This window comes from Agrobacterium sp. CCNWLW32 (assembly GCF_037083425.1).
Taxonomy (GTDB): Bacteria; Pseudomonadota; Alphaproteobacteria; order Rhizobiales; family Rhizobiaceae; genus Agrobacterium; species Agrobacterium radiobacter.
The window spans coordinates 68,592-87,533 of record NZ_JBAOJM010000010.1; the positions used below are offsets into that span (position 1 = coordinate 68,592).

Consider the following 18,942-nt stretch of genomic DNA (forward strand, 5'->3'; position numbering starts at 1 on the left):
GATTTTTTGGTGCGCTGTATTTTGGGTAAAATCCCCATTTTTCCATCACCTTACAACCTGTTGCCGCCTCCCGCGCAAACCTGCCTCGCGTTTCGCCGATCACGGAAACTCATCGCCATGCCTCATTCTCATTGACACGGCGATGTATCAAGATATTCTGTTATAAAGATGCATATAACATAATAATGGAACACATAAGAGCTGGGAGCTTGACCATGAGACGTAAACTTGCATTTCTCGCCACTGTCGCTTTGCTGTTGGCACCTAACGTAATGATGGCCGCGGAGAAGGGCGGCGTCATCAATGTCGCGACGATCGGTGAGCCGCCGACACTTGATCCCATGGCGTCTACCGCCGATCTCGTCGGCATCGTCACGCAGCATATTTTCGAAACACTCTATACCTTCGACAAGGGCTGGAAGGTGACGCCGCTTCTGGCGGAAAGCCTGCCCGAGATCAGTGCTGATGGTAGAACCTACACGATCAAGCTGCGGCAGGGCATCAAGTTCCATGACGGCAGCGACATGACGTCCGAAGATGTCGTCGCCTCGCTTGGCCGCTGGATGAAGATCGCCTCGCGCGGCAAGCAGGCAGCCGGCTTCATCGAAAATATCTCCGCGCCTGACGCAGGGACGGTGGCGATCACCCTCAAGCAGCCCTATGCGCCGCTGACCTCGCTGCTCGCCTTCAACAATTCGGCGGCGATCATCCTGCCCGCTGAAAAGCAGGCGGAGCCAATGGCCGAATTCATCGGCACCGGTCCCTATATGCTGAAGGAACGCAAGGCCGACCAGTATATCCAGCTCGTCCGTTTCGACGGCTATAAGTCCCGCGACGGCGAAAGCGACGGTTATGGTGGCGCACGCCATCAATATCTCGATGAAATCCGCTTCGTTCCGGTACCCGATCCGAACACCCGCGTCGAAGCCGCTGTTTCCGGCCAGTATGACTATGTCGATTCCATTCCGGTGGAATCCTTCGACAAGGTGAAGTCGTCGGCGGCGTCGCAGCCGCTGATGCTGAAGCCTTTCGGTTTCCCGGTCTTCGTGTTCAACACCAAGGAGGGGCTTTCTTCCAAGCTTGAGGTCCGCAAGGCGGTAACCGAGGCGTTGAACATGGAAGACATGCTGGCAGCCGCTTTCGGCAGCAAGGATTTTTATGCGCTTGACGGCGCCTATTATCCCGACAATTTCTCCTGGCACACGGAAGACGGCGTCGAGGGCAACTACAATGTCGGCAACCCGGAAGCCGCTGCCGAAAAGCTCAAAGCGGCCGGTTATAATGGCGAGCCGCTGCGCATTCTCACTAGCCGCCAATATGAGTTCCACTACAAGATGGCGCAGGTTGCCGCGGAATATCTGAAGCTTGCCGGCTTCAAGGTGGATATGCAGGTGGTGGACTGGGCGACGCTGACGCAACGCCGCGCCGACCCGAAGCTCTGGGACATCTATATCAGCCACAGCCCCTTCCTGCCTGAACCGGCGCTGATGGGCGCGCTTTCGACCAGTTCGCCGGGCTGGTGGGACACGCCGACGCGCAAGGCTGCGGTTGACGCCTTCACCTCCGAAGCCGATCCGGACAAACGCATCGCGCTCTGGGCCAATGTGCAGAAGACGATCTATGCCGAGCTGCCGCTCCTCAAGATCGGCGACTTCAATGCCGTGGCGGCCAAGTCCAACAAGCTGGAAGGCGTCGATCCGGCTCCGTGGCCCTATTTCTGGAATGCCTCGGTCACGAAATAAGGCCAGGACGGCAATCGGGTGCCGGGCTGCCGGCACCCTTCAGCAGTTTCGCTTCAACTATCGCGCATGAGCAGTCCGCCGCTTGTGCCATTGGGAGCCCTTATTCGTGATACGGTATATTTTCCAGAGACTTGCCGGAATGGTCGTGGTGATGTTCCTCGTCGTCACCATTGTCTTCGTCATTCTGCGCGTCACACCCGGAGACCCGGCCGCCGTGATGCTGGGGCCGGATGCCTCGGCGCAGGACATAACGGAGCTGCGCACCCGGCTCGGTCTCGATCAGTCGCTTGGCGTGCAATATGTCTATTATATCGGCCAATTGCTGAAGGGCGATCTCGGCCAGTCGATCTTTCTCAACATGCCTGTTGGATCGGCCCTGCTGGACCGGGCGGAGCCGACATTCTTCCTGACGATCTTTTCGCTGCTGATCGCCAGCGTCATCGCGCTTCCGATCGGCATCTATGCCGCTTACCGGCGCGGTTCCTTCGTGGATCAGGCCGCCACCACCATTGCGATGCTGGCGGCGAGCATTCCAAGCTTCTGGCTCGGCCTCATCCTCATGCAGTTCTTCGCCGTCCGGCTCGATATGTTCCCGGTCTCGGGATATGGCGGTCCGGGCGCGAGCTTCCTCGAGCGCATGTATCACCTGACCTTGCCGGCAATCGCGCTCGGCCTCGTTTCCTCGGCCCTCATTCTGCGTTTCACCCGCGCCTCGATGCTGGATGTTCTCGGCGACGATTACGTCCGTACCGCCAGAGCCAAGGGTGTCAAGGAGCGGCGGGTGGTGATGAAACATGCGCTGAAGAATGCGCTCATTCCCATCCTGACCGTGCTTGGTCTCACCGCCGCCGTGCTGATTTCCGGCGCGGTCGTCACAGAAACCGTCTTCGGCCTGCCCGGCATCGGCAATCTCGTCGTGTCGGCCGTGTTGCGACGCGATTATCCGGTCATTCAGGGCGCGCTTCTCGTCATCGCCGGGCTTTACGTGCTCATCAATTTTGCAATCGACATGCTCTACCTGCTGGTCGATCCGAGGGTTCGTTACTGATGGCCGATATTGTTTCCACCGCCCCGCCGGCGCGCAACCCGAGCATCCTGTTCATTCGGCGTCTGCTGAAGCGCAAGACGGTTGCCGCCGGTCTCATCGTTTTGCTCATCTTCGTGCTGCTTGCGGTTTTCGCACCGATGATCGCGCCTTATTCACCGTCGAAACTGTCGATCGTCAATCGCCTGAAACCGCCGAGCGAACTCTACTGGTTCGGCACCGATGAGTTTGGCCGTGACGTCTTCTCCCGCACCATCTACGCTGGAAGACTGTCGCTTCTGGTCGGGGCCGCGGTGGTGGCGCTTTCGGCGCTGATCGGCATCACGCTCGGCCTGCTCGCCGGTTTCTTCCAGAAACTGGATACGCCGATCGCCCGGCTGATCGACGCCATGATGGCTTTTCCGGATATTCTGCTGGCGATTGCGCTGGTGGCAGCGCTCGGACCGTCGCTGACGACTGTCATCATTGCTCTTGCCGTCGTCTACTCGCCGCGCCTTGCCCGCATCGTGCGCGCCTCGACGCTGGTGATCCGCGAATTGCCCTATGTGGAGGCGGCCAAGGCGCTTGGCATTTCCACCTTCCACATCATGACGCGGCATGTGCTGCGCAATCTCGTCTCGCCGATCCTCGTGCAGTGCACCTTTCTGTTCGCCAGCGCCATGCTGGCCGAGGCCGGCCTTTCGTTTCTGGGACTTGGTGTCAGCCCTGAAATACCCACCTGGGGAACCATGATTTCCGCCGGCCGCCAATATATCGGTCAGGCGGACTGGATGACCTACTTCCCCGGCTTTGCCATCATTTTTTCCGTGCTCTCGCTGCAAATGGTCGGCGACGGGCTGCGGGACATGCTCGACCCAAGACTGCGAAGGGATTTGTAATATGACGTCCGGTGAACAGGCGAAAGCGCCTCTTCAAGCTCCCATTCTTCTCACCAATGTCAAACCCGTCGGTTTCGGAAAGGGGGCGTCCCAGGCCTCGACTGATATTCTGATCGGTGGCGATGGCAAGATTGCCGCGGTAGGCTCTGCGCTGCAGGCGCCCGCGGATGCGCAGCGTATCGACGCCAAGGGCGCCTTCATCTCGCCCGGCTGGGTCGATCTGCACGTCCATATCTGGCACGGCGGCACCGACATCTCCATCCGCCCTTCCGAATGCGGGGCCGAGCGCGGCGTGACCACGCTGGTGGATGCCGGTTCGGCGGGTGAGGCGAATTTCCACGGTTTCCGCGAATATATCATCGAGCCCTCGAAGGAACGCATCAAGGCCTTCCTCAATCTCGGCTCCATCGGGCTTGTCGCCTGCAACCGCGTGCCGGAACTGCGCGACATCAAGGATATCGACCTTGATCGAATCCTCGAATGTTACGCCGAAAACAGCGAGCATATTGTCGGTATCAAGGTGCGTGCGAGCCACGTCATCACCGGCTCCTGGGGTGTGACGCCGGTCAAGCTCGGCAAGAAGATCGCCAAGATCCTGAAAGTGCCGATGATGGTGCATGTGGGCGAACCGCCGGCACTCTACGACGAGGTGCTGGAAATTCTCGGCCCCGGCGATGTCGTGACGCATTGCTTCAACGGCAAGTCGGGCTCCAGCATCATGGAAGACGAGGACCTGTTCAACCTTGCCGAACGCTGCGCCGGTGAAGGCATCCGGCTGGATATCGGCCATGGCGGCGCATCCTTCTCCTTCAAGGTGGCGGAAGCGGCGATTGCGCGTGGCCTTTTGCCCTTCTCGATCTCCACGGATTTGCATGGCCATTCGATGAATTTCCCGGTCTGGGATCTCGCGACGACCATGTCGAAGCTGCTGTCGGTCGATATGCCCTTCGAAAAGGTGGTCGAAGCCGTCACCCGCAACCCGGCCTCCATCATTCGCCTCGATATGGAAAACCGCCTCGATGTCGGCCAGCGCGCTGATTTCACTGTCTTCGATCTTGTCGATGCCGATCTCGAAGCGACCGATTCCAATGGTGACGTGTCGCGTTTGAAGCGCCTGTTCGAGCCGCGTTATGCGGTCATCGGCGCGGAAGCGATCACCGCCAGCCGCTATATCCCGAGGGCGCGCAAGCTTGTGCGCCACAGCCATGGTTATTCCTGGCGCTGACCCCGACTGGAACGGCGGAGGGCATTGCCTTTCGCCTTCCGCAGACACGACGGGATACCCGTCCCGGCATTATGAGGAATTCGCGTGAAACAGTCTTCGCTTGATGCAGAAGAGCATCTTTCGCCCTATGACCGGCTTGCCGCGCTCGGCATCTCCCTGCCGCCGCCGCCGCCGCCGATTGCCAATTTCGTCACCCATGTGGTGGAAGGCAACATGCTTTACCTCTCGGGGCAGGGGCCGCGGGAGGAAAACGGCCATCTTTATGCCGGCAAGGTGGGCGCGGAAATCGGGCTGGAAGAGGCCTATAACCATGCGCGCCTCACCGGCATCAATCTGCTTGCCGTCATGCATGAGGCGTTGGGGGATCTGGCGCGGGTGAAGAAGGTGGTCAAGCTGCTCGGCATGGTCAATGCCGTCAGCGATTTCCGCGATCATCCGAGCGTCATCAACGGCTGCTCCGATCTCTTCATCAACGTGTTCGGCGATGCCGGGCAACATGCTCGTTCCGCCGTAGGTTTCGGCTCATTGCCGGGCAATATCACCGTCGAGATCGAAGCGATCGTCGCGCTCAAGGGGTGAGGCTATTTAATGGTTGCGCCAGCCCATCAGCTTTTCGATCCGTTCCGCCGAGACCCTGACCTGTTCGGTGTAGTGGTTCTCGTCCGCCAGCACCTTCTGTTCCGGCAGCACGATGGAGATCGTCGCGACGCATTCACCCCTGTTATCGCAGATCGGCGAGGCTATGCAGGCGACGGCGTAATCGGATTCGGCGACCTGTATCGACAGCCGGTCATGAAAGGCGGCCGCCGCCGATTGCGAGAGCGTCTCCGGGTTGATCTCCGCGCGGCCAGTCGGCGAAGAACGGGCGCAGCGCCGGAAAAGTTCGAGACGTTCCGCCTCCGGCAGATGGCCGACCAGCAGGCGGCCGGACGCCGTCCAGTTCAGCGGAACACGGGTGCCGACGCGGGACGCGACCTGGAAATGGCTCGGCCCATCGGCCATGGCCAGAACAAGCATATGGTCGCCGTCGCGACCGCAAAGCTGGACGGTTTCGCCAGCGTGGCGGCAGAGATCATGCATTTCATGCGTGGCAACACCCATGAAATCCAGCGAGCGGGCATAGGCAAGGCCGTAGTGATAAAGCCGCGCGCCGAGCCAGATGTTGCCGTCGGCATTGCGGGCCAGCATGTTCTTTTCGACGAGATCGTCGACGATCACATAGACGGTGGAAAGCGGCGCCTTGATTGCCTTGGCAATGGCGTAAGCGCCGGCGGGCGATCCGGTTTCGTAAAGATAATCAATAACCTGAAGAGCGCGGTCGATACCGCTGACGCGCGAGCGTTTGGCCGTCTTCGCGTCCGGGGTTTCTTCCGTGGGAGACACGGCGGTTGAAGGCATTTCGTCCAGCTTATGGGCGTCCAATTTCCGGCTCCTCATGAATTTTGAGAAGCTATTACATTATTATGGCATATATGTCGATGCCCAGCGCATCGCAAAGACAGGAGAAAGACATGACCGAGGATATCAGAAGCAGGATCGGCCTTCGCCCGGTCATCAACGTCTCGGGCACCATGACCTCGCTGGGCGCGTCGATTGTCGTTCCCGAGGCCGTTCAGGCCATGGCGACCATCCTGCCGCAATTCGTCGAAATCAATGATCTGCAACGCAAGGCGAGCGCGATCATTGCAAGGCTGACGGGCGGCGAGGCCGGTTTCGTCACGGCGTCCTGCTCTTCCGGGATAAGCCTTGCGGTTGCGGGGGCCATCACCGGCAACAATCTCCTGGCCATCGAAAAGCTGCCTGATACCGCACCGGAAAAGAACGAGGTGCTGGTGCAGATGGGGCATGTGGTGAGCTACGGCGCGCCGGTGGATCAGGCAATCCGGCTCGCCGGTGGCAAGGTGGTCCTGGTCGGGCAAGCGACATCCACCCACCGGTTCCACATGGAAAACGCCATCACCGAAAAGACGGCGGCGGCGGTTTATGTCATCTCGCACCATGTTGTTGATTACGGCCTGCTGCATCTTTCCGAATTTGTCGAGATTGCCCACGCCAAGGGCGTGCCGGTTATCGTTGATGCGGCTTCCGAATATGATCTGAAGCTGTTTCTGGCAACGGGCGCGGATGTCGTGCTCTATTCCGGCCATAAGTTCCTCGGCGGCCCCACCTCCGGCATCGTGGCAGGAAGTAAGGAGTTGGTGCGCAACGCCTTCCTGCAGAATATGGGCATCGGCCGCGGCATGAAGGTCGGCAAAGAAAGCATCTACGGCGTCATGGCGGCGCTGGAAGCCTGGGAAAAGCGCGACCATGCCGGCATCCGTGAGCGTGAGACCGGCTATCTCAATCTCTGGAAGGAAACGCTGGATGGTCGTCCGGGTGTGACGGCGCTGATCGAGCCGGATCCGACCAATAACCCGCTCGACAGGCTGCGCGTTATCATCAATGCCGAGGAAGCGCATATCACCGCCTGGGACCTGACAACGGCACTAGCGAGAGGCAATCCGCCGATCATTACCCGCGACCACGAGGTGGAGCATCGCTATTTCTATCTCGACCCATGCAACCTTCATCCCGGACAGGAAACCATCGTGGCTTCGCGTCTGGCGGAGGAACTGGACAAGGCGCGCGCCTCCAACGAGGTGATTGCTACTCCGTTCGACGACCGCAGCCGCCACCGTTTCGACGGCATGCTGCGCTGGCCGGATTAAGTGAAGCGAGCGGGTGCCACTTGTTTCTTCTCCCTGAGGGGGACAAGGTCGCGGCAGTGGGATGAGGGGGCAAGGGTCGTGAGATACGGCAACGTTGCCCCCTCATCCGACCCTTCGGGCCACCTTCTCCCCCTTGGGGAGAAGAAACTCGCGGCAACTGCCCGCCCAAGCATTGCAACCAGAATAAATAGAAGGGAACGATCATGACCATGCCGCAGGCAGCACCCTTTGGTGCCAATGAGCCGGTGCTTTCCGTCCGCAATCTCACCACGTCTTTTCACGTGGATGGCGGCTGGAAACCCGTGGTTCGTGATATTTCCTTCGATGTCGGGCCGGGCGAGACGGTCGCGATCGTCGGTGAAAGTGGCTCGGGCAAAAGCGTCACCTCGCTCTCCATCATGCGGTTACTGGATCGTGAAAGCAGCAGGGTTCAGGGCGAAATCCTGCTTGGCGGACGCAACCTGCTGTCGCTTTTCGAAGATGCCATGCGGCAGGTGCGGGGCAACGAGGTGGCGATGATCTTCCAGGAGCCGATGACCAGCCTCAATCCGCTATTCACCATCGGTGACCAGATTTCCGAAGCCTTGTTGTGCCATCAGCCGATGTCCAGGGCGGATGCGCGGACTGAGACGATCCGCCTTCTCGAAAAGGTCCGCATTCCCTCAGCCGCATCGCGTTTCGATGAATATCCGCATCGCTTTTCCGGCGGCATGCGCCAGCGCGTGATGATCGCCATGGCGCTTGCGTCCCGGCCGAAACTCCTGATCGCCGACGAGCCGACGACTGCGCTCGATGTGACCATTCAGGGCCAGATACTGGACCTCATCAAGACGCTTCAGGAAGAGGAAGGCACGTCGGTTCTGTTCATCACCCATGATATGGGTGTGGTGGCTGAGATCGCCGACCGCACCGTCGTCATGTATCGCGGCGAGCAGGTGGAAGTCGGCGCGACGGCCGATATCTTCCATCGCGGCAAACATCCCTATACCCGCGCGCTTTTGTCCGCCGTTCCGGTTCTGGGTTCCATGACGGGTGAGGAAAGACCGCTCCGGTTTCCCATCGTCAACACCACCACAGGCGAAACGCAGCAGCCGGCGCGCCCGGGCGATACCGTCGACGCTAGCGCCCAGCCAGTGCTCAAGGTGGAGGGGCTGACCAAACACTTCGATATTCACTCCGGTTTGTTAGGCCGGCTCAGCGGTCGCGTGCATGCGGTGGAAAACGTGTCCTTTGATCTGCGGGCCGGCGAAACATTGTCATTGGTCGGCGAAAGTGGTTGCGGCAAATCGACGACGGGACGAGCCATCATGCGGTTGATCGAGCCGACTGCCGGTTCGGTGGTGGTCAATGGCGAGAATATTCTCGCTCTCGACAAATCAGGCATGCGCGAGATGCGCAAGACGGTGCAGATGATCTTTCAGGACCCATATGCCTCGCTCAATCCGCGCATGACCGTGGGTGCGGCGATTGCCGAACCCTTTCTGGAACACCGCATGGGAAGCGCCCGTGAGGCGAAGGATGTGGTGGCCGATATGCTCAAAAAGGTTGGTCTCTCGCCCGATATGGCGGTGCGTTACCCCCACGAATTCTCGGGCGGTCAGCGGCAACGTATCTGCATCGCCCGCGCGCTAGCGCTCCAGCCGAAGGTGATTGTCGCCGATGAGAGCGTTTCGGCGCTTGATGTTTCGATCAAGGCGCAGGTCATCAACCTGATGCTGGATTTGCAGCAGAGCCTCGATCTTGCCTTCCTGTTCATCAGCCATGACATGGCGGTGGTGGAACGCGTCAGTCACCGTGTCGCGGTGATGTATCTCGGCGAAATCGTCGAGATCGGCCCGCGCGCGGCGGTGTTCGATAATCCGCAGCATGACTATACCCGCAAGCTGATGGCTGCCGTGCCGGTGCCGGACCCGGACCGCAGAAATACCCGGCGAAATGCCGCGAATGACGAGCTGAAAAGCCCGATCCGCGCGGTCGATTACGTGGTGAAACCGCGTGAGTATCGCGAGGTCTCGCCCGGCCACCTTGTCGCCTGCTGAAGCAGGTTAAAGACCCGGTACGTCGGAAGTCGCGAAAGGCACGCGGTAACCGCGCTGGAAGGTTTCGCGTTGTCCGAGCTGGCGATACCACTGCTTTACCGCCGGGAAATCATTGAGGTCGATTTTATGGCGAGGGAAACGCGAGACCCATGGCCAGATGGCAATATCGGCTATGGAAAAATCATCGCCGACAAACTCCCGCTCGGTCAAACGGTCGTTCAGCGTCAGATAGAGGCGCTCCGTATCCGAGGCGAAACGCGTCTCGGCAAAGGGTGCTTTTCCGGCATTGTAGGTCAGGAAATAATGGGCGTAACCGAGCGTCGGGCCGAAGTTGGCGGCCTGCCACATCAGCCATTCGGTGACTGTCAGCCGTGAGGCGGCAGAGACGGGCTTGAGCCGCCCGGCCTTTTTGGCGAGATAGATCAGGATCGCGTTCGATTCCGTCAGGATGGTGCCATTGTCGCGATCGACGATCGCGGGGATTTTCGAGCCGGGATTGATGCGGGTATAGTCGGCTGAGAATTGCTCGCCTTTTTCGATGTCGATGGCGTGGCTGACATAGGGCAGGCCGAGTTCTTCCAGCGCAATCGAGATTTTCAGGCCGTTGGGAGTGATCCAGGTGTAAAGGTCTATCATCCTAATCGAACATCGCCTCGTCTAACGGCAAAGCCCGCCTGCTTTTCTTGCCGGTCACGTCGGAAAGGTCAGTATAAAGACCGCGCAATGTCAGAACCAGCTGGACGATGCGCGGATCGGTGACGCGGTAGATCACCTGTTTGCCTTCCCGCGAGCCTTCGATCACGCCGGCGTCGCGTAATTCGGCAAGCTGCTGGGAAAGCGTTGGCTGCTGGATGCCGAGTTCATATTCCAGCGCGGAAACGGAAGCTTCCGTTTCCATGAGATAACAGACGATGGCCAGGCGATTGGCATTGGCGACCAGCTTCAAAAGCTCGCTCGCCTCCACCACGCTGCGGCAGATGAGATTGGAAACCGGTTTCGTCACGACTACAGGCCCATTTTTTAAACTATAAAAAAGTAAATTGTATGGCGATAAATTTCAATGGCTTGATTAGGGTGAGTTTGACAGGATCAAGCGTTTTTTAAAATCTACAGGATTGGTAGATTTCTCTTTCGCTTTCTCGCAGAGGATCGCCAAAACGTTCCTCGAAAACATTCTATAAAAAAGTAGATTGATTGCGAAATGAGGTGTCGACATGAAAATCGGGGTCCATCCCAACAATCTGCATTTGCGGCTCGCCCGGCTCTGGCCCGGCGCCTTTGAGGAATTCGGTCCGGAATTCGTGCCCTATCGCGAGGGGCGCGATACCGCGGCGCTTCTGGAAAAGGGCGAAATCCATTTCGGTGGCACGGGCTCGACGCCGCCAATCGAGGCAGATGCGCGCGGGCTTTCCGCGGCCTATATCGCGGCTTCTGCGCCGAGGCCAGCAAACGGCGCGATCCTCGTGCGGCGCGACAGCCCGATCCGTTCCGCCGCCGATCTCGAGGGAAAGCGCATATCGCTGATTGACGGCTCGTTTCACACCTATCTTCTGGCGCGCAGTCTGGAAGGGGCCGGGCTTGGTCTTGCGGATGTGACACGCATCGAAAGCGGCGACAGCGATAGCCTGCGCGACCTCGTGGAAGGCCGCGTCGATGCCTGGGTGACGATGTTGCCACGGCTCGAAAAAGCTCTTACTCATGACGGGATCAGCCTTCTGGTCCGCTGCGGCTCCACCATTCCCAACCGTTCGCTGTTCTGGACGCTTGCGCGCCACAATATTGCGTTGGAGAGCCGAGAGGCGATTGCGGTCGAACTCGACCGCATCGGCCGGGCCGTCATGGCGGATATCGACAGGGCGGCGGCGCTGCTCGCCGCCGAACCGGGTAGCGAGGGCGACGCTTCATCCTGGGCGAAGGTACTGCGCTCGCGCGATCTTTCCGTGGTGCCCGCCACCGAGAATATCCTTGCCGAACAGCAGGAGGAGGCCGATACGCTTTACAGGCACGGTCATTTTTCTTTACCGGTTCAGACGGGTCAATCAGCCAGCGCGGGAGGCGACAGATGAATATTTTCTGGTACATGTGCGCGCCCGATGGCGCTTATCCCTGGCAGCCGGAAGGGTCCCGCAAGGTCGATCTCGGTTATTATAAGCAGCTGGCGCTTGCTTACGACCAGCTTGGTTACACCGGCGCCCTTTTTGCCACCGGGGCGCATGACGTCTGGGTGCTGGCGGGTGCGCTGCTCTCCTATACCGAGCGGCTGAAACTGCTGGTCGCCATTCATCCGGGCCTGATCGCGCCGACGCTGCTTGGCAAGATGGCGGCGACGCTTCAGGAGTTTTCGCGCGGACGCCTGCTGATCAATGTCGTTTCGGGCGATGCGAAGATGCTCGGCGCCTATGGCATGACCATGCCGCATGACGAGCGTTACGAGATGGCGGATGAATATCTGCAGATATGGCACCGGCTTTTCGCCGGTGAGACGGTCGATTTCAAGGGCCAATATTTCCAGACGGAGGGCGCAAAGCTCGCTCTGCCAGTGGGGCAGGGCATAGAGCCGCCGCCGCTCTGGTTCGGCGGTTCGTCGGATAAGGCGATCGACGTTGCCGCCAAACATGTCGAGACCTATCTCTCATGGGGTGAAACGCCGGACCAGATCGGTGCTAAGGTCGATCTGGTCAAGGCGCGCGCGGAAAAGCTCGGCCGCGAGCTGGAATACGGCATCCGCCTTTATGTCATCGTGCGTGATACGGATGAAGAGGCCTGGGCCGCCGCCGCCGATCTCTATGGCCGTATGGATGCGAACGCGATTGCTGCAAACCAGCGTTTCGTCGGCAAGACGGATTCCGTCGGCCAGCAGCGCATGACGGCAATGCATGGCGGGCAGAAGCCTGAGAACCTGCGCGATCTTGAAATCGCGCCCAACCTCTGGGCCGGCATCGGTCTTGTTCGGCCCGGGCCGGGAACGGCGATTGTCGGTTCGCCGGATACTGTCATCCGCACGCTGGAGGCCTATAAGAAGGCGGGCGTGAATACCTTTATTCTGTCCGGTATGCCATTGCTGGAAGAGGCCTTCCGTTTCGGGGAAAAGGTTCTTCCGCGTCTCGATGTATCGCGGGAAGTCTCATCGGCCAAACAATTCACCTGGTCGACCTTGTTCGATCGCGACCTCTCGGCAAAGGCCTCCTGAGCATGGCTTTGGGAGTGGAGAAGAAAGACATGACGGCAAGTCCGGCAACGATATCAGCACAAAGGCGCATCGGCCCGCAACGCGTGGCCGAGCGTGTGCTCGCCGTTCTGGACAAGGCGCTCGGTGCGGTCGCCGCCGCCATCCTTGCCACACTTCTTGCGGTGGTGCTGGTCAATGTCACCCTGCGTTATCTGTTTCACACCGGCTTCATCGGTGCGGAAGATCTCGGCATCTGGCTGCATGTGGCGATGATCGCGGTTGGCGCGCCGCTCAGTCTCAAAAGCGCGCTTGCCATGCGGCTCGACGTTTTCGTGCGATTTTTGCCTGAGCGTTTTCACGCAGCCACCGAAGTTCTGGCGGATGCCTTCTCCTTCGTCGCAGCGCTCATCCTCGCTTTCGGCGGGGTTGAGATCGCGGCGATGCTGGGCGGCACCTCGCCGACACTCGGTCTGCCGGAATGGGTGCGTTTCGGCTTTCTGGGTGCAGGTGGCGCGCTGATCCTTCTCTATCTGGCGCTACAGCGCGTTAGTGAAGGCAAGGTGTTTGCCGTTCTCGCGTCGCTCGCCATCGCAGTCGTGGCCTATGTCGGCCTGCCGGAAGTTTTTGTCGATACGACCCTGCCGCCAAGCCTGTTTCTGGCGCTGACGGCAGCGGTGGGGCTGGTGCTGGCAGCACCGCTCGCCCATGCCTTCCTCGCCGCAGCTTACGTGGCGATCGCCTTCGGCAGCACCTTGCCGGAACCGGCCATCGTTTCCTCGACGGTAACCGGCATGTCGAAATTCCTGCTGCTCGCCATCCCCTTCTTCCTGCTGGCCGGAAGCCTGCTGACGGAATCGGGCGTTGCCAACCAGCTGGTCCGCTTCGCCGCCGCCATGGTCGGACATCGGCGGGCGGGACTGGCGCAGACGACGCTTCTGACCAGCGTGCTGTTTTCCGGCGCATCCGGCTCCTCGGTCGCCAACGCCGCCTTCGGCGCTTCCACCTTCCAGCCGGAGCTCGTCAAGCACGGCTATCCGCCGGCGCAGGCGGGTGCGATTATTGCCGCCACCTCGGTGCTCGACAATGTCATCCCTCCCTCCATCGCTTTCTTGATCCTTGCCACAGCCACCAATCTGTCGGTCGGCTCGCTGCTGGTGGGCGGCTTCTTTGCCGGCGGGCTGATGGCGATCTGCCTTGCGGTGGCGATCCATTTGAGCGTGCGCAGCGTCGATACCCTGCCGCGCGCCACGGGAGTTGAACGCTGGCGCTCCGCCATCGCCGCCATACCCGCCTTCGGCCTCGGCGTCATCGTGGTGGTCGGCATCCGCATCGGTATTGTCACCACCACGGAAGCGGCCGCACTTGCAGCACTCTACACGCTGCTTCTCGGCTTCGGGTACCGGGTGGGCGCGGGGCGTATCTTCGCAACTTTCCGGCAATCAGCCGGTGAGGCGGCGGCCATCGGTCTCCTTATCGGAACGGCAGGCCCCTTCGCCTTCCTTCTGGCGGTCGATAATGTCTCCGGCCTGGTCACGGATTTCGTGACATTGCTTGGCGGCAGCAAGATCGCGGTGCTTCTGCTTTCCAACCTCATCCTGCTCGTGGTGGGGCTGGTGCTGGATATCGGTGCGGCCATCCTGCTGTTTGGACCGATCCTGTTGCCCGCAGCCGTTGCCGCCGGTATCGATCCCATCCATTTCGGCGTCATTCTGGTGGTCAATCTGATGATCCATGGCCTGACGCCGCCGCTTGGCATGCTCATCTTCGTGGTCAGCGGTGTCACCCGCATTCCGGCGACGGCGCTATTTCAGGCCGTCGTTCCCTATCTCCTGTCCCTTCTCGTTTCCCTCGCCATTCTGTGCGCCTGGGCCATTGTCTTCTAAATCCGGGGTTTTATTCATGACTATTATCGATCGTCGCAATCTCCTGAAACTCTCTGCCGTAGGTGCAGCGACGCTTGCCGCGCCCGCTTTCGTGCGCACTGCAAGTGCCAAGACCCGTAACATTACGGTCGCTTCCCTGTTCGCCGACGACAAGCCGGAGACGAAAATCTGGGTGAAGATCAGCGAGCTGGTGGAGGCGAAACTGCCCGGCCGTTTCCGCTTCAATATCGTCAAGAGCGGCGCGCTGGGCGGCGAAAAGGAAGTGGCGGAGAATATCCGTCTCGGATCGGTTCAGGCGAGCCTCTCCACGGTTTCCTCGCTTTCCGGCTGGGTGCCGGAACTACAGATCCTCGATCTGCCCTTCCTGTTCCGCGATGCCGACCATGTGCGTAAGGTGGTGACGGGCGAAACGGGCAACGGGCTGAAGACGAAACTCACCGCGCAACAATTCGTCGCCGCCGATTTCATCAATTACGGCGCACGCCATCTGCTGACCAAGGAACCGGTGATCCGGCCGGAGCAGCTGGAAGGCAAGAAGATCCGCGTCATCCAGAGCCCGCTGCACACCAAGCTCTGGAGCGCCTTCGACACCACGCCGGTCGGCATTCCAATCACCGAAACCTATAATGCGCTGGCGACCGGCGTGGCTGACGCCATGGACCTCACCAAATCTGCCTATGCCGGCTTCAAGCTTTACGAGGTCGTGCCTTATATGACCGAGACCGGCCATATCTGGGCCTCGGGCGTCGTCTATTACGGCGCGACCTTCTGGAACCAGCTGGATGATGAGGAAAAGAAGGTGCTTTCGGAAGCCTCCAGCGAAGGTGCGCAATATTTCAACCAGCTGATCGTTGAAGACGAGACGAAGTCCGTCGAGCTTGCACTCTCCAAGGGCGGCAAGGTGCTGCAGCCGGAAGCGCTGGATGAATGGCGCAAGGGTGCTCAGGGCGTCTGGCAGGATTTCGCCGGCATCGTCGGCGGTATCGAGAAGATACAGGCTGTGCAGTCTGCCTGAGGATACGTCTCTTCAAAATTAGAAAACCCCATGCGTCTGTCGGGCGCACGGGGTTTCTTTGCTTTGGTATCAATGCGAAGCGCCGGAGCCGCCGACGGCGACGATGGAATAAGGCTGGCCTTCCACTGCGACCGTGCGGGTTTCCTTCAGGCTTTCCCCATCTACCACGCGGATGAGTGAATGGCGCGGATCGGAGATCGCGACCTGTCCATCGGCAACGGCCAGACGCGGGCGCGGATCACGCCAATGGCCGTCCTTGCTGTAGGGCTCGGTGACCTTCGCCTTGCGGGTGATCGCGCCTTCCAGCACGTCAAGCACGTGCAGGTCGCCGTCTTCGGTCAGAATATAGGCGTTGCGCGGATTGGCGGGATCGAGAATGAAATCCACGCGCCGGGTCGGCAGCTCCACCAGACGGAAGGCGTCCTTGCTATCCGGATCGATCAGGACGACCTTGTCCTCACCGTAATTGCCGAGAAAGAACTGCATGGATTTGCCGCCAAGCAGTGTGCCGGTATAGGCTTTCGGGAAATCTTCCGGATAGGCCAGCATTTCAAGCTTCGGACCATCGGTGCCGCCGGGGCGGGCAACGAGAATGCCTTCCTTGCAACCGAAGGCGACAAGCCGTGCGGACGTCGCCTCGCCATGCAGGTCGGTGCATGCCGCCTGCTCGCCAACCTGCTTGCCCTCCCTGTCGAGAACGCGCAGTCCGATGCGCGGCGGCAGTGTATCGGGTTTCGTTTCGATCTCGGTATTCGGCACGGAAACCAGAACGAAGCGCCCCAGCGTCACCGCCACGCCATGATGCGGCGCTGTCGTGTCGACGGTGCGGACCTTGGCCTTGCCGTCAAGCAATGCTCCCTCGTCGATTATCTCAGCCTTGCCGCCACGGTCATAAAAGAGGATCGCATGGTCATCATGCGGCACGACGTGGAAAGGGCGCTTGCCTTCGAAGGTGACGGGCAGAAGCGCGGCATCCTCCACATTCAGATCGCGATGCTCACCGTGATCGGAAAAAACGATGCCGGTCTTGATCACATGCACCATGTCGGCATCCGATTGCGTCGCGAAAACCGTCTTGCCGGAGGCGCTGGCGGTCAGCGCCGCATAGCCCTTCAGATCGTAGCGCCCGAGCTCCTTGCCGGTTTCGAAATCTATTGCGCGCACCACCGGCTGGCTGTGATCGGCAACGAATAGCCGCCATTCCTTGATGCTGTCACTGCTTTCTTCTGCCAGCGCCATGCCTGGAACGAGCGGCGTGGCAAGCGCAAGGCATGTGGCGAGTGCGCTCATACCGAAATGGTGATGAAGGGAAAATCTCATGGTGTTCCTTCCAGACGTTGTCATCCTCATACGGGTTCGAACCGATAGCGGGTCTTTGAGAATGAGTGTAATGTTATTACGTTACGAGAGGCGTATTAGCATTATGCGCAGGGTCCATGTCAACCGACGTGGACGTCGTACTGCTGAAAATCTGGAAAGTGTGTATCGGTGAAGCGTTGAAGCTTCCGTGTCAGGCCGCAAACGCGACGTCATCCTCGGGCTTGACCCGAGGATGACGGAAGCGGAGGTTCCGGCGCTGAAGGCAGGCGCATTGCCGCGCCTGCCTTTTCAGTGATTAGCGAATGTCTTCCGGCAGAACATCCGAAGGAATGTTCTGATAAGAGACCGGGCGCATGAAGCGGCGGATCGACATGGTGCCGACCGAAGTTGCGCCGAAGTTCGTGGAGGCCGGGTAGGGGCCGCCGTGAACCATGGCTTCGGAGACTTCAACGCCGGTCGGGAAGCCGTTGGCGAGAACGCGGCCCGCCTTGCGTTCCAGGATCGGCAGCAGCTTGCGGCCGAGTTCGGCATCGCCGGCATCGAGATGCAGGGTTGCCGTCAGCTGGCCTTCGAAGCTCTTGGCGACTTCGATCATTTCTTCTGCGCTTTCGACCGTGACGATCAGGCCGAGCGGTCCGAAGACTTCTTCTGCGAGTGCATGGTTGGCAACCCAGTCCTTGCCGGCAACACGGTAGAGATAAGGTGTTGCATTGCGCAGGTTGCAGGAGGTCGTCAGCACGTCGCGCACGCCGTTGCCGGCAGCGATGCGGTCGCGGCCATCACGATAGGCCGAAGCGATGCCATCGGTCAGCATGACCTGCGGGCCGACTTCGGAAAGAGCAGTACGCGCGGTTTCCGCGACCGTGTCTGCCTGCGAGGCAAGAACGACGGCAATGCCCGGATTGGTGCAGAACTGGCCGGCACCCATGGTGAGCGAACCCGCCCAGCCCTTGGCAATGGCTTCACCGCGAGCAGAAACGGCTTCCGGCAGCAGGAACATCGGGTTGACCGAACCGAGTTCGCCGAAGAAGGGGATCGGCTCGGGGCGCTGGGCGCAGAGGTCGAACAGCGCGCGGCCGCCGGCGAGCGAACCGGTGAAACCGACCGCCTTGATGCGCGGATGCTGCACGAGCGCGGAACCGACATCGCGGCGGCCGCCCTGGATCAGCGAGAAGACGCCGGGATGCAGATTATGCTTCTTGACGGCGGCGAGAACGGCTTCGGCAACGATTTCGCCGGTGCCGGGATGGGCGGAGTGACCCTTGACAACCACTGGGCAACCAGCTGCCAGAGCCGCTGCGGTGTCACCGCCGGCCGTGGAGAAGGCGAGCGGGAAGTTGGAGGCGCCGAAGACCGCAACGGGGCCGATCGGACGCTGCATCAGCCGGATATCCGGGCGCGGCAGGGGCTGGCGATCCGGCAGCGCTTCGTCATGGCGACGGTCGAGATAGTCGCCCTTGCGGATATGCGAAGCGAAGAGACGGAGCTGGCCAACGGTGCGGCCGCGTTCGCCCTGCAGGCGTCCTGCGGGCAGGCCGGTTTCGGACGAGCCGATTTCGGTGATGGCGTCGGCGCGGGCTTCGATCTCATCGGCGATGGTGTCGAGGAATGCGGCGCGCTCTTCGCGGGTGGTGTAACCGTAGCTCCAGAAAGCTTCTTCGGCAGCTTCACAGGCCGCATTCACCAGATCGACGGTGCCGACCGAAAAATCGAAAGCTTCGCCATGTGCAGGCTCGCTGCGGAATTTTGCTTCCGTTGCGACCCATTCTCCTGCAACCAGATGTTTGCCGTGCGGCTTGAAACTCATTGTGCTCTTCCCTGAAAATCTGATCCTGTGTGGAAAATCCACCCGACACCGTGACGCCAGACCGAAAAGCGACAGCGCAAACGCCATCAGCCGCGATCCTCGCCCGGTTGC

At 60.3% G+C, this 18,942-nt stretch carries 16 protein-coding genes; 11 read left to right on the forward strand and 5 right to left on the reverse strand.

Features of this window, described 5'->3' with window-relative positions:
• Positions 1 to 215: 215 nt before the first annotated feature.
• From V6R85_RS19220 to V6R85_RS19240, 5 genes are all read left to right on the forward strand, one after another.
• Entirely contained in the window at positions 216 to 1,742 is a 1,527-nt protein-coding gene (locus tag V6R85_RS19220; RefSeq protein ID WP_112356376.1) for an ABC transporter substrate-binding protein, read from the forward strand.
• Positions 1,743 to 1,848: 106 nt separating this feature from the next.
• Positions 1,849 to 2,790, forward strand: coding sequence for an ABC transporter permease (locus V6R85_RS19225; RefSeq protein WP_162724172.1), 942 nt, complete (start codon positions 1,849 to 1,851; stop codon positions 2,788 to 2,790).
• Positions 2,790 to 3,665: an ABC transporter permease gene (locus V6R85_RS19230; protein ID WP_020808496.1), complete on the forward strand. Its 876-nt coding sequence runs from the start codon at positions 2,790 to 2,792 to the stop codon at positions 3,663 to 3,665. Before V6R85_RS19225 ends, V6R85_RS19230 begins: the two co-directional genes overlap by 1 nt.
• A 1-nt stretch (position 3,666) precedes the next feature.
• Positions 3,667 to 4,890: an amidohydrolase/deacetylase family metallohydrolase gene (locus V6R85_RS19235; protein ID WP_087745585.1), complete on the forward strand. Its 1,224-nt coding sequence runs from the start codon at positions 3,667 to 3,669 to the stop codon at positions 4,888 to 4,890.
• An 84-nt stretch (positions 4,891 to 4,974) separates the two neighbouring features.
• A complete protein-coding gene (locus V6R85_RS19240; protein ID WP_020808498.1) occupies positions 4,975 to 5,469 on the forward strand; it encodes a RidA family protein in 495 nt (164 codons plus the stop codon).
• A 6-nt stretch (positions 5,470 to 5,475) separates the two neighbouring features.
• On the opposite strand, the gene V6R85_RS19245 is transcribed toward V6R85_RS19240, so the two are convergent.
• Complete coding sequence (locus V6R85_RS19245) at positions 5,476 to 6,312, reverse strand: IclR family transcriptional regulator (RefSeq protein ID WP_020808499.1); 837 nt, start codon at positions 6,310 to 6,312, stop codon at positions 5,476 to 5,478.
• Between the two features lie 89 nt (positions 6,313 to 6,401).
• Between V6R85_RS19245 and V6R85_RS19250 the strand changes: the two genes are divergently transcribed.
• Positions 6,402 to 7,598 carry an aminotransferase class V-fold PLP-dependent enzyme gene (locus tag V6R85_RS19250; protein ID WP_111797176.1) on the forward strand — a complete coding sequence of 399 codons (1,197 nt, stop codon included), beginning with the start codon at positions 6,402 to 6,404 and terminating at the stop codon, positions 7,596 to 7,598.
• 203 nt (positions 7,599 to 7,801) lie between these two features.
• On the forward strand, positions 7,802 to 9,637 hold the full coding sequence (locus tag V6R85_RS19255; protein WP_112958626.1) for an ABC transporter ATP-binding protein: 1,836 nt from the start codon (positions 7,802 to 7,804) through the stop codon (positions 9,635 to 9,637).
• Positions 9,638 to 9,643: 6 nt separating this feature from the next.
• On the opposite strand, the gene V6R85_RS19260 is transcribed toward V6R85_RS19255, so the two are convergent.
• Together V6R85_RS19260 and V6R85_RS19265 are read right to left on the reverse strand one after the other, a co-directional pair.
• The gene (locus V6R85_RS19260; protein WP_112958627.1) at positions 9,644 to 10,273 is read right to left on the reverse strand and encodes a glutathione S-transferase family protein; all 630 of its coding nucleotides are present in this window, start codon (positions 10,271 to 10,273) and stop codon (positions 9,644 to 9,646) included.
• A 1-nt stretch (position 10,274) separates the two neighbouring features.
• Entirely contained in the window at positions 10,275 to 10,640 is a 366-nt protein-coding gene (locus tag V6R85_RS19265; protein WP_112958628.1) for a metalloregulator ArsR/SmtB family transcription factor, read from the reverse strand.
• 211 nt (positions 10,641 to 10,851) lie between these two features.
• On the opposite strand from V6R85_RS19265, the gene V6R85_RS19270 reads away from it, so the two are divergent.
• Genes V6R85_RS19270 through V6R85_RS19285 form a run of 4 tightly spaced genes read left to right on the forward strand, consistent with a single transcriptional unit; the run spans position 10,852 to position 15,704 of the window.
• A complete protein-coding gene (locus V6R85_RS19270; protein ID WP_112958629.1) occupies positions 10,852 to 11,703 on the forward strand; it encodes an ABC transporter substrate-binding protein in 852 nt (283 codons plus the stop codon).
• Entirely contained in the window at positions 11,700 to 12,827 is a 1,128-nt protein-coding gene (locus V6R85_RS19275) for an LLM class flavin-dependent oxidoreductase (protein WP_111780268.1), read from the forward strand. Before V6R85_RS19270 ends, V6R85_RS19275 begins: the two co-directional genes overlap by 4 nt.
• Before the next feature lie 29 nt (positions 12,828 to 12,856).
• Complete coding sequence (locus V6R85_RS19280; protein WP_112958630.1) at positions 12,857 to 14,689, forward strand: TRAP transporter large permease; 1,833 nt, start codon at positions 12,857 to 12,859, stop codon at positions 14,687 to 14,689.
• A gap of 16 nt (positions 14,690 to 14,705) precedes the next feature.
• On the forward strand, positions 14,706 to 15,704 hold the full coding sequence (locus V6R85_RS19285) for a TRAP transporter substrate-binding protein (RefSeq protein ID WP_112958631.1): 999 nt from the start codon (positions 14,706 to 14,708) through the stop codon (positions 15,702 to 15,704).
• A 69-nt stretch (positions 15,705 to 15,773) separates the two neighbouring features.
• Here the strand turns inward: V6R85_RS19285 and aztD are convergent, their stop codons facing one another.
• Both aztD and V6R85_RS19295 read right to left on the reverse strand, forming a co-directional pair.
• Positions 15,774 to 17,024 (reverse strand): zinc metallochaperone AztD, encoded by a 1,251-nt coding sequence (aztD, locus tag V6R85_RS19290; RefSeq protein ID WP_112958632.1) that lies wholly within the window; start codon positions 17,022 to 17,024, stop codon positions 15,774 to 15,776.
• A 295-nt stretch (positions 17,025 to 17,319) separates the two neighbouring features.
• The gene (locus tag V6R85_RS19295; RefSeq protein WP_003506480.1) at positions 17,320 to 18,831 is read right to left on the reverse strand and encodes an aldehyde dehydrogenase (NADP(+)); all 1,512 of its coding nucleotides are present in this window, start codon (positions 18,829 to 18,831) and stop codon (positions 17,320 to 17,322) included.
• Positions 18,832 to 18,942 lie beyond the last annotated feature (111 nt).

Excerpts from the sequence above, each read along its gene's own strand:
- V6R85_RS19275 (WP_111780268.1), top strand. The coding sequence starts at position 11,700 with ATGAATATTTTCTGGTACATGTGCGCGCCCGATGGCGCTTATCCCTGG.
- V6R85_RS19280 (WP_112958630.1), top strand. The coding sequence starts at position 12,857 with ATGACGGCAAGTCCGGCAACGATATCAGCACAAAGGCGCATCGGCCCG.
- V6R85_RS19270 (WP_112958629.1), top strand. The coding sequence starts at position 10,852 with ATGAAAATCGGGGTCCATCCCAACAATCTGCATTTGCGGCTCGCCCGG.
- V6R85_RS19250 (WP_111797176.1), top strand. The coding sequence starts at position 6,402 with ATGACCGAGGATATCAGAAGCAGGATCGGCCTTCGCCCGGTCATCAAC.
- V6R85_RS19295 (WP_003506480.1), bottom strand. The coding sequence starts at position 18,831 with ATGAGTTTCAAGCCGCACGGCAAACATCTGGTTGCAGGAGAATGGGTC.
- V6R85_RS19255 (WP_112958626.1), top strand. The coding sequence starts at position 7,802 with ATGACCATGCCGCAGGCAGCACCCTTTGGTGCCAATGAGCCGGTGCTT.
- aztD (WP_112958632.1), bottom strand. The coding sequence starts at position 17,024 with ATGAGATTTTCCCTTCATCACCATTTCGGTATGAGCGCACTCGCCACA.
- V6R85_RS19260 (WP_112958627.1), bottom strand. The coding sequence starts at position 10,273 with ATGATAGACCTTTACACCTGGATCACTCCCAACGGCCTGAAAATCTCG.
- V6R85_RS19230 (WP_020808496.1), top strand. The coding sequence starts at position 2,790 with ATGGCCGATATTGTTTCCACCGCCCCGCCGGCGCGCAACCCGAGCATC.
- V6R85_RS19235 (WP_087745585.1), top strand. The coding sequence starts at position 3,667 with ATGACGTCCGGTGAACAGGCGAAAGCGCCTCTTCAAGCTCCCATTCTT.
- V6R85_RS19285 (WP_112958631.1), top strand. The coding sequence starts at position 14,706 with ATGACTATTATCGATCGTCGCAATCTCCTGAAACTCTCTGCCGTAGGT.
- V6R85_RS19220 (WP_112356376.1), top strand. The coding sequence starts at position 216 with ATGAGACGTAAACTTGCATTTCTCGCCACTGTCGCTTTGCTGTTGGCA.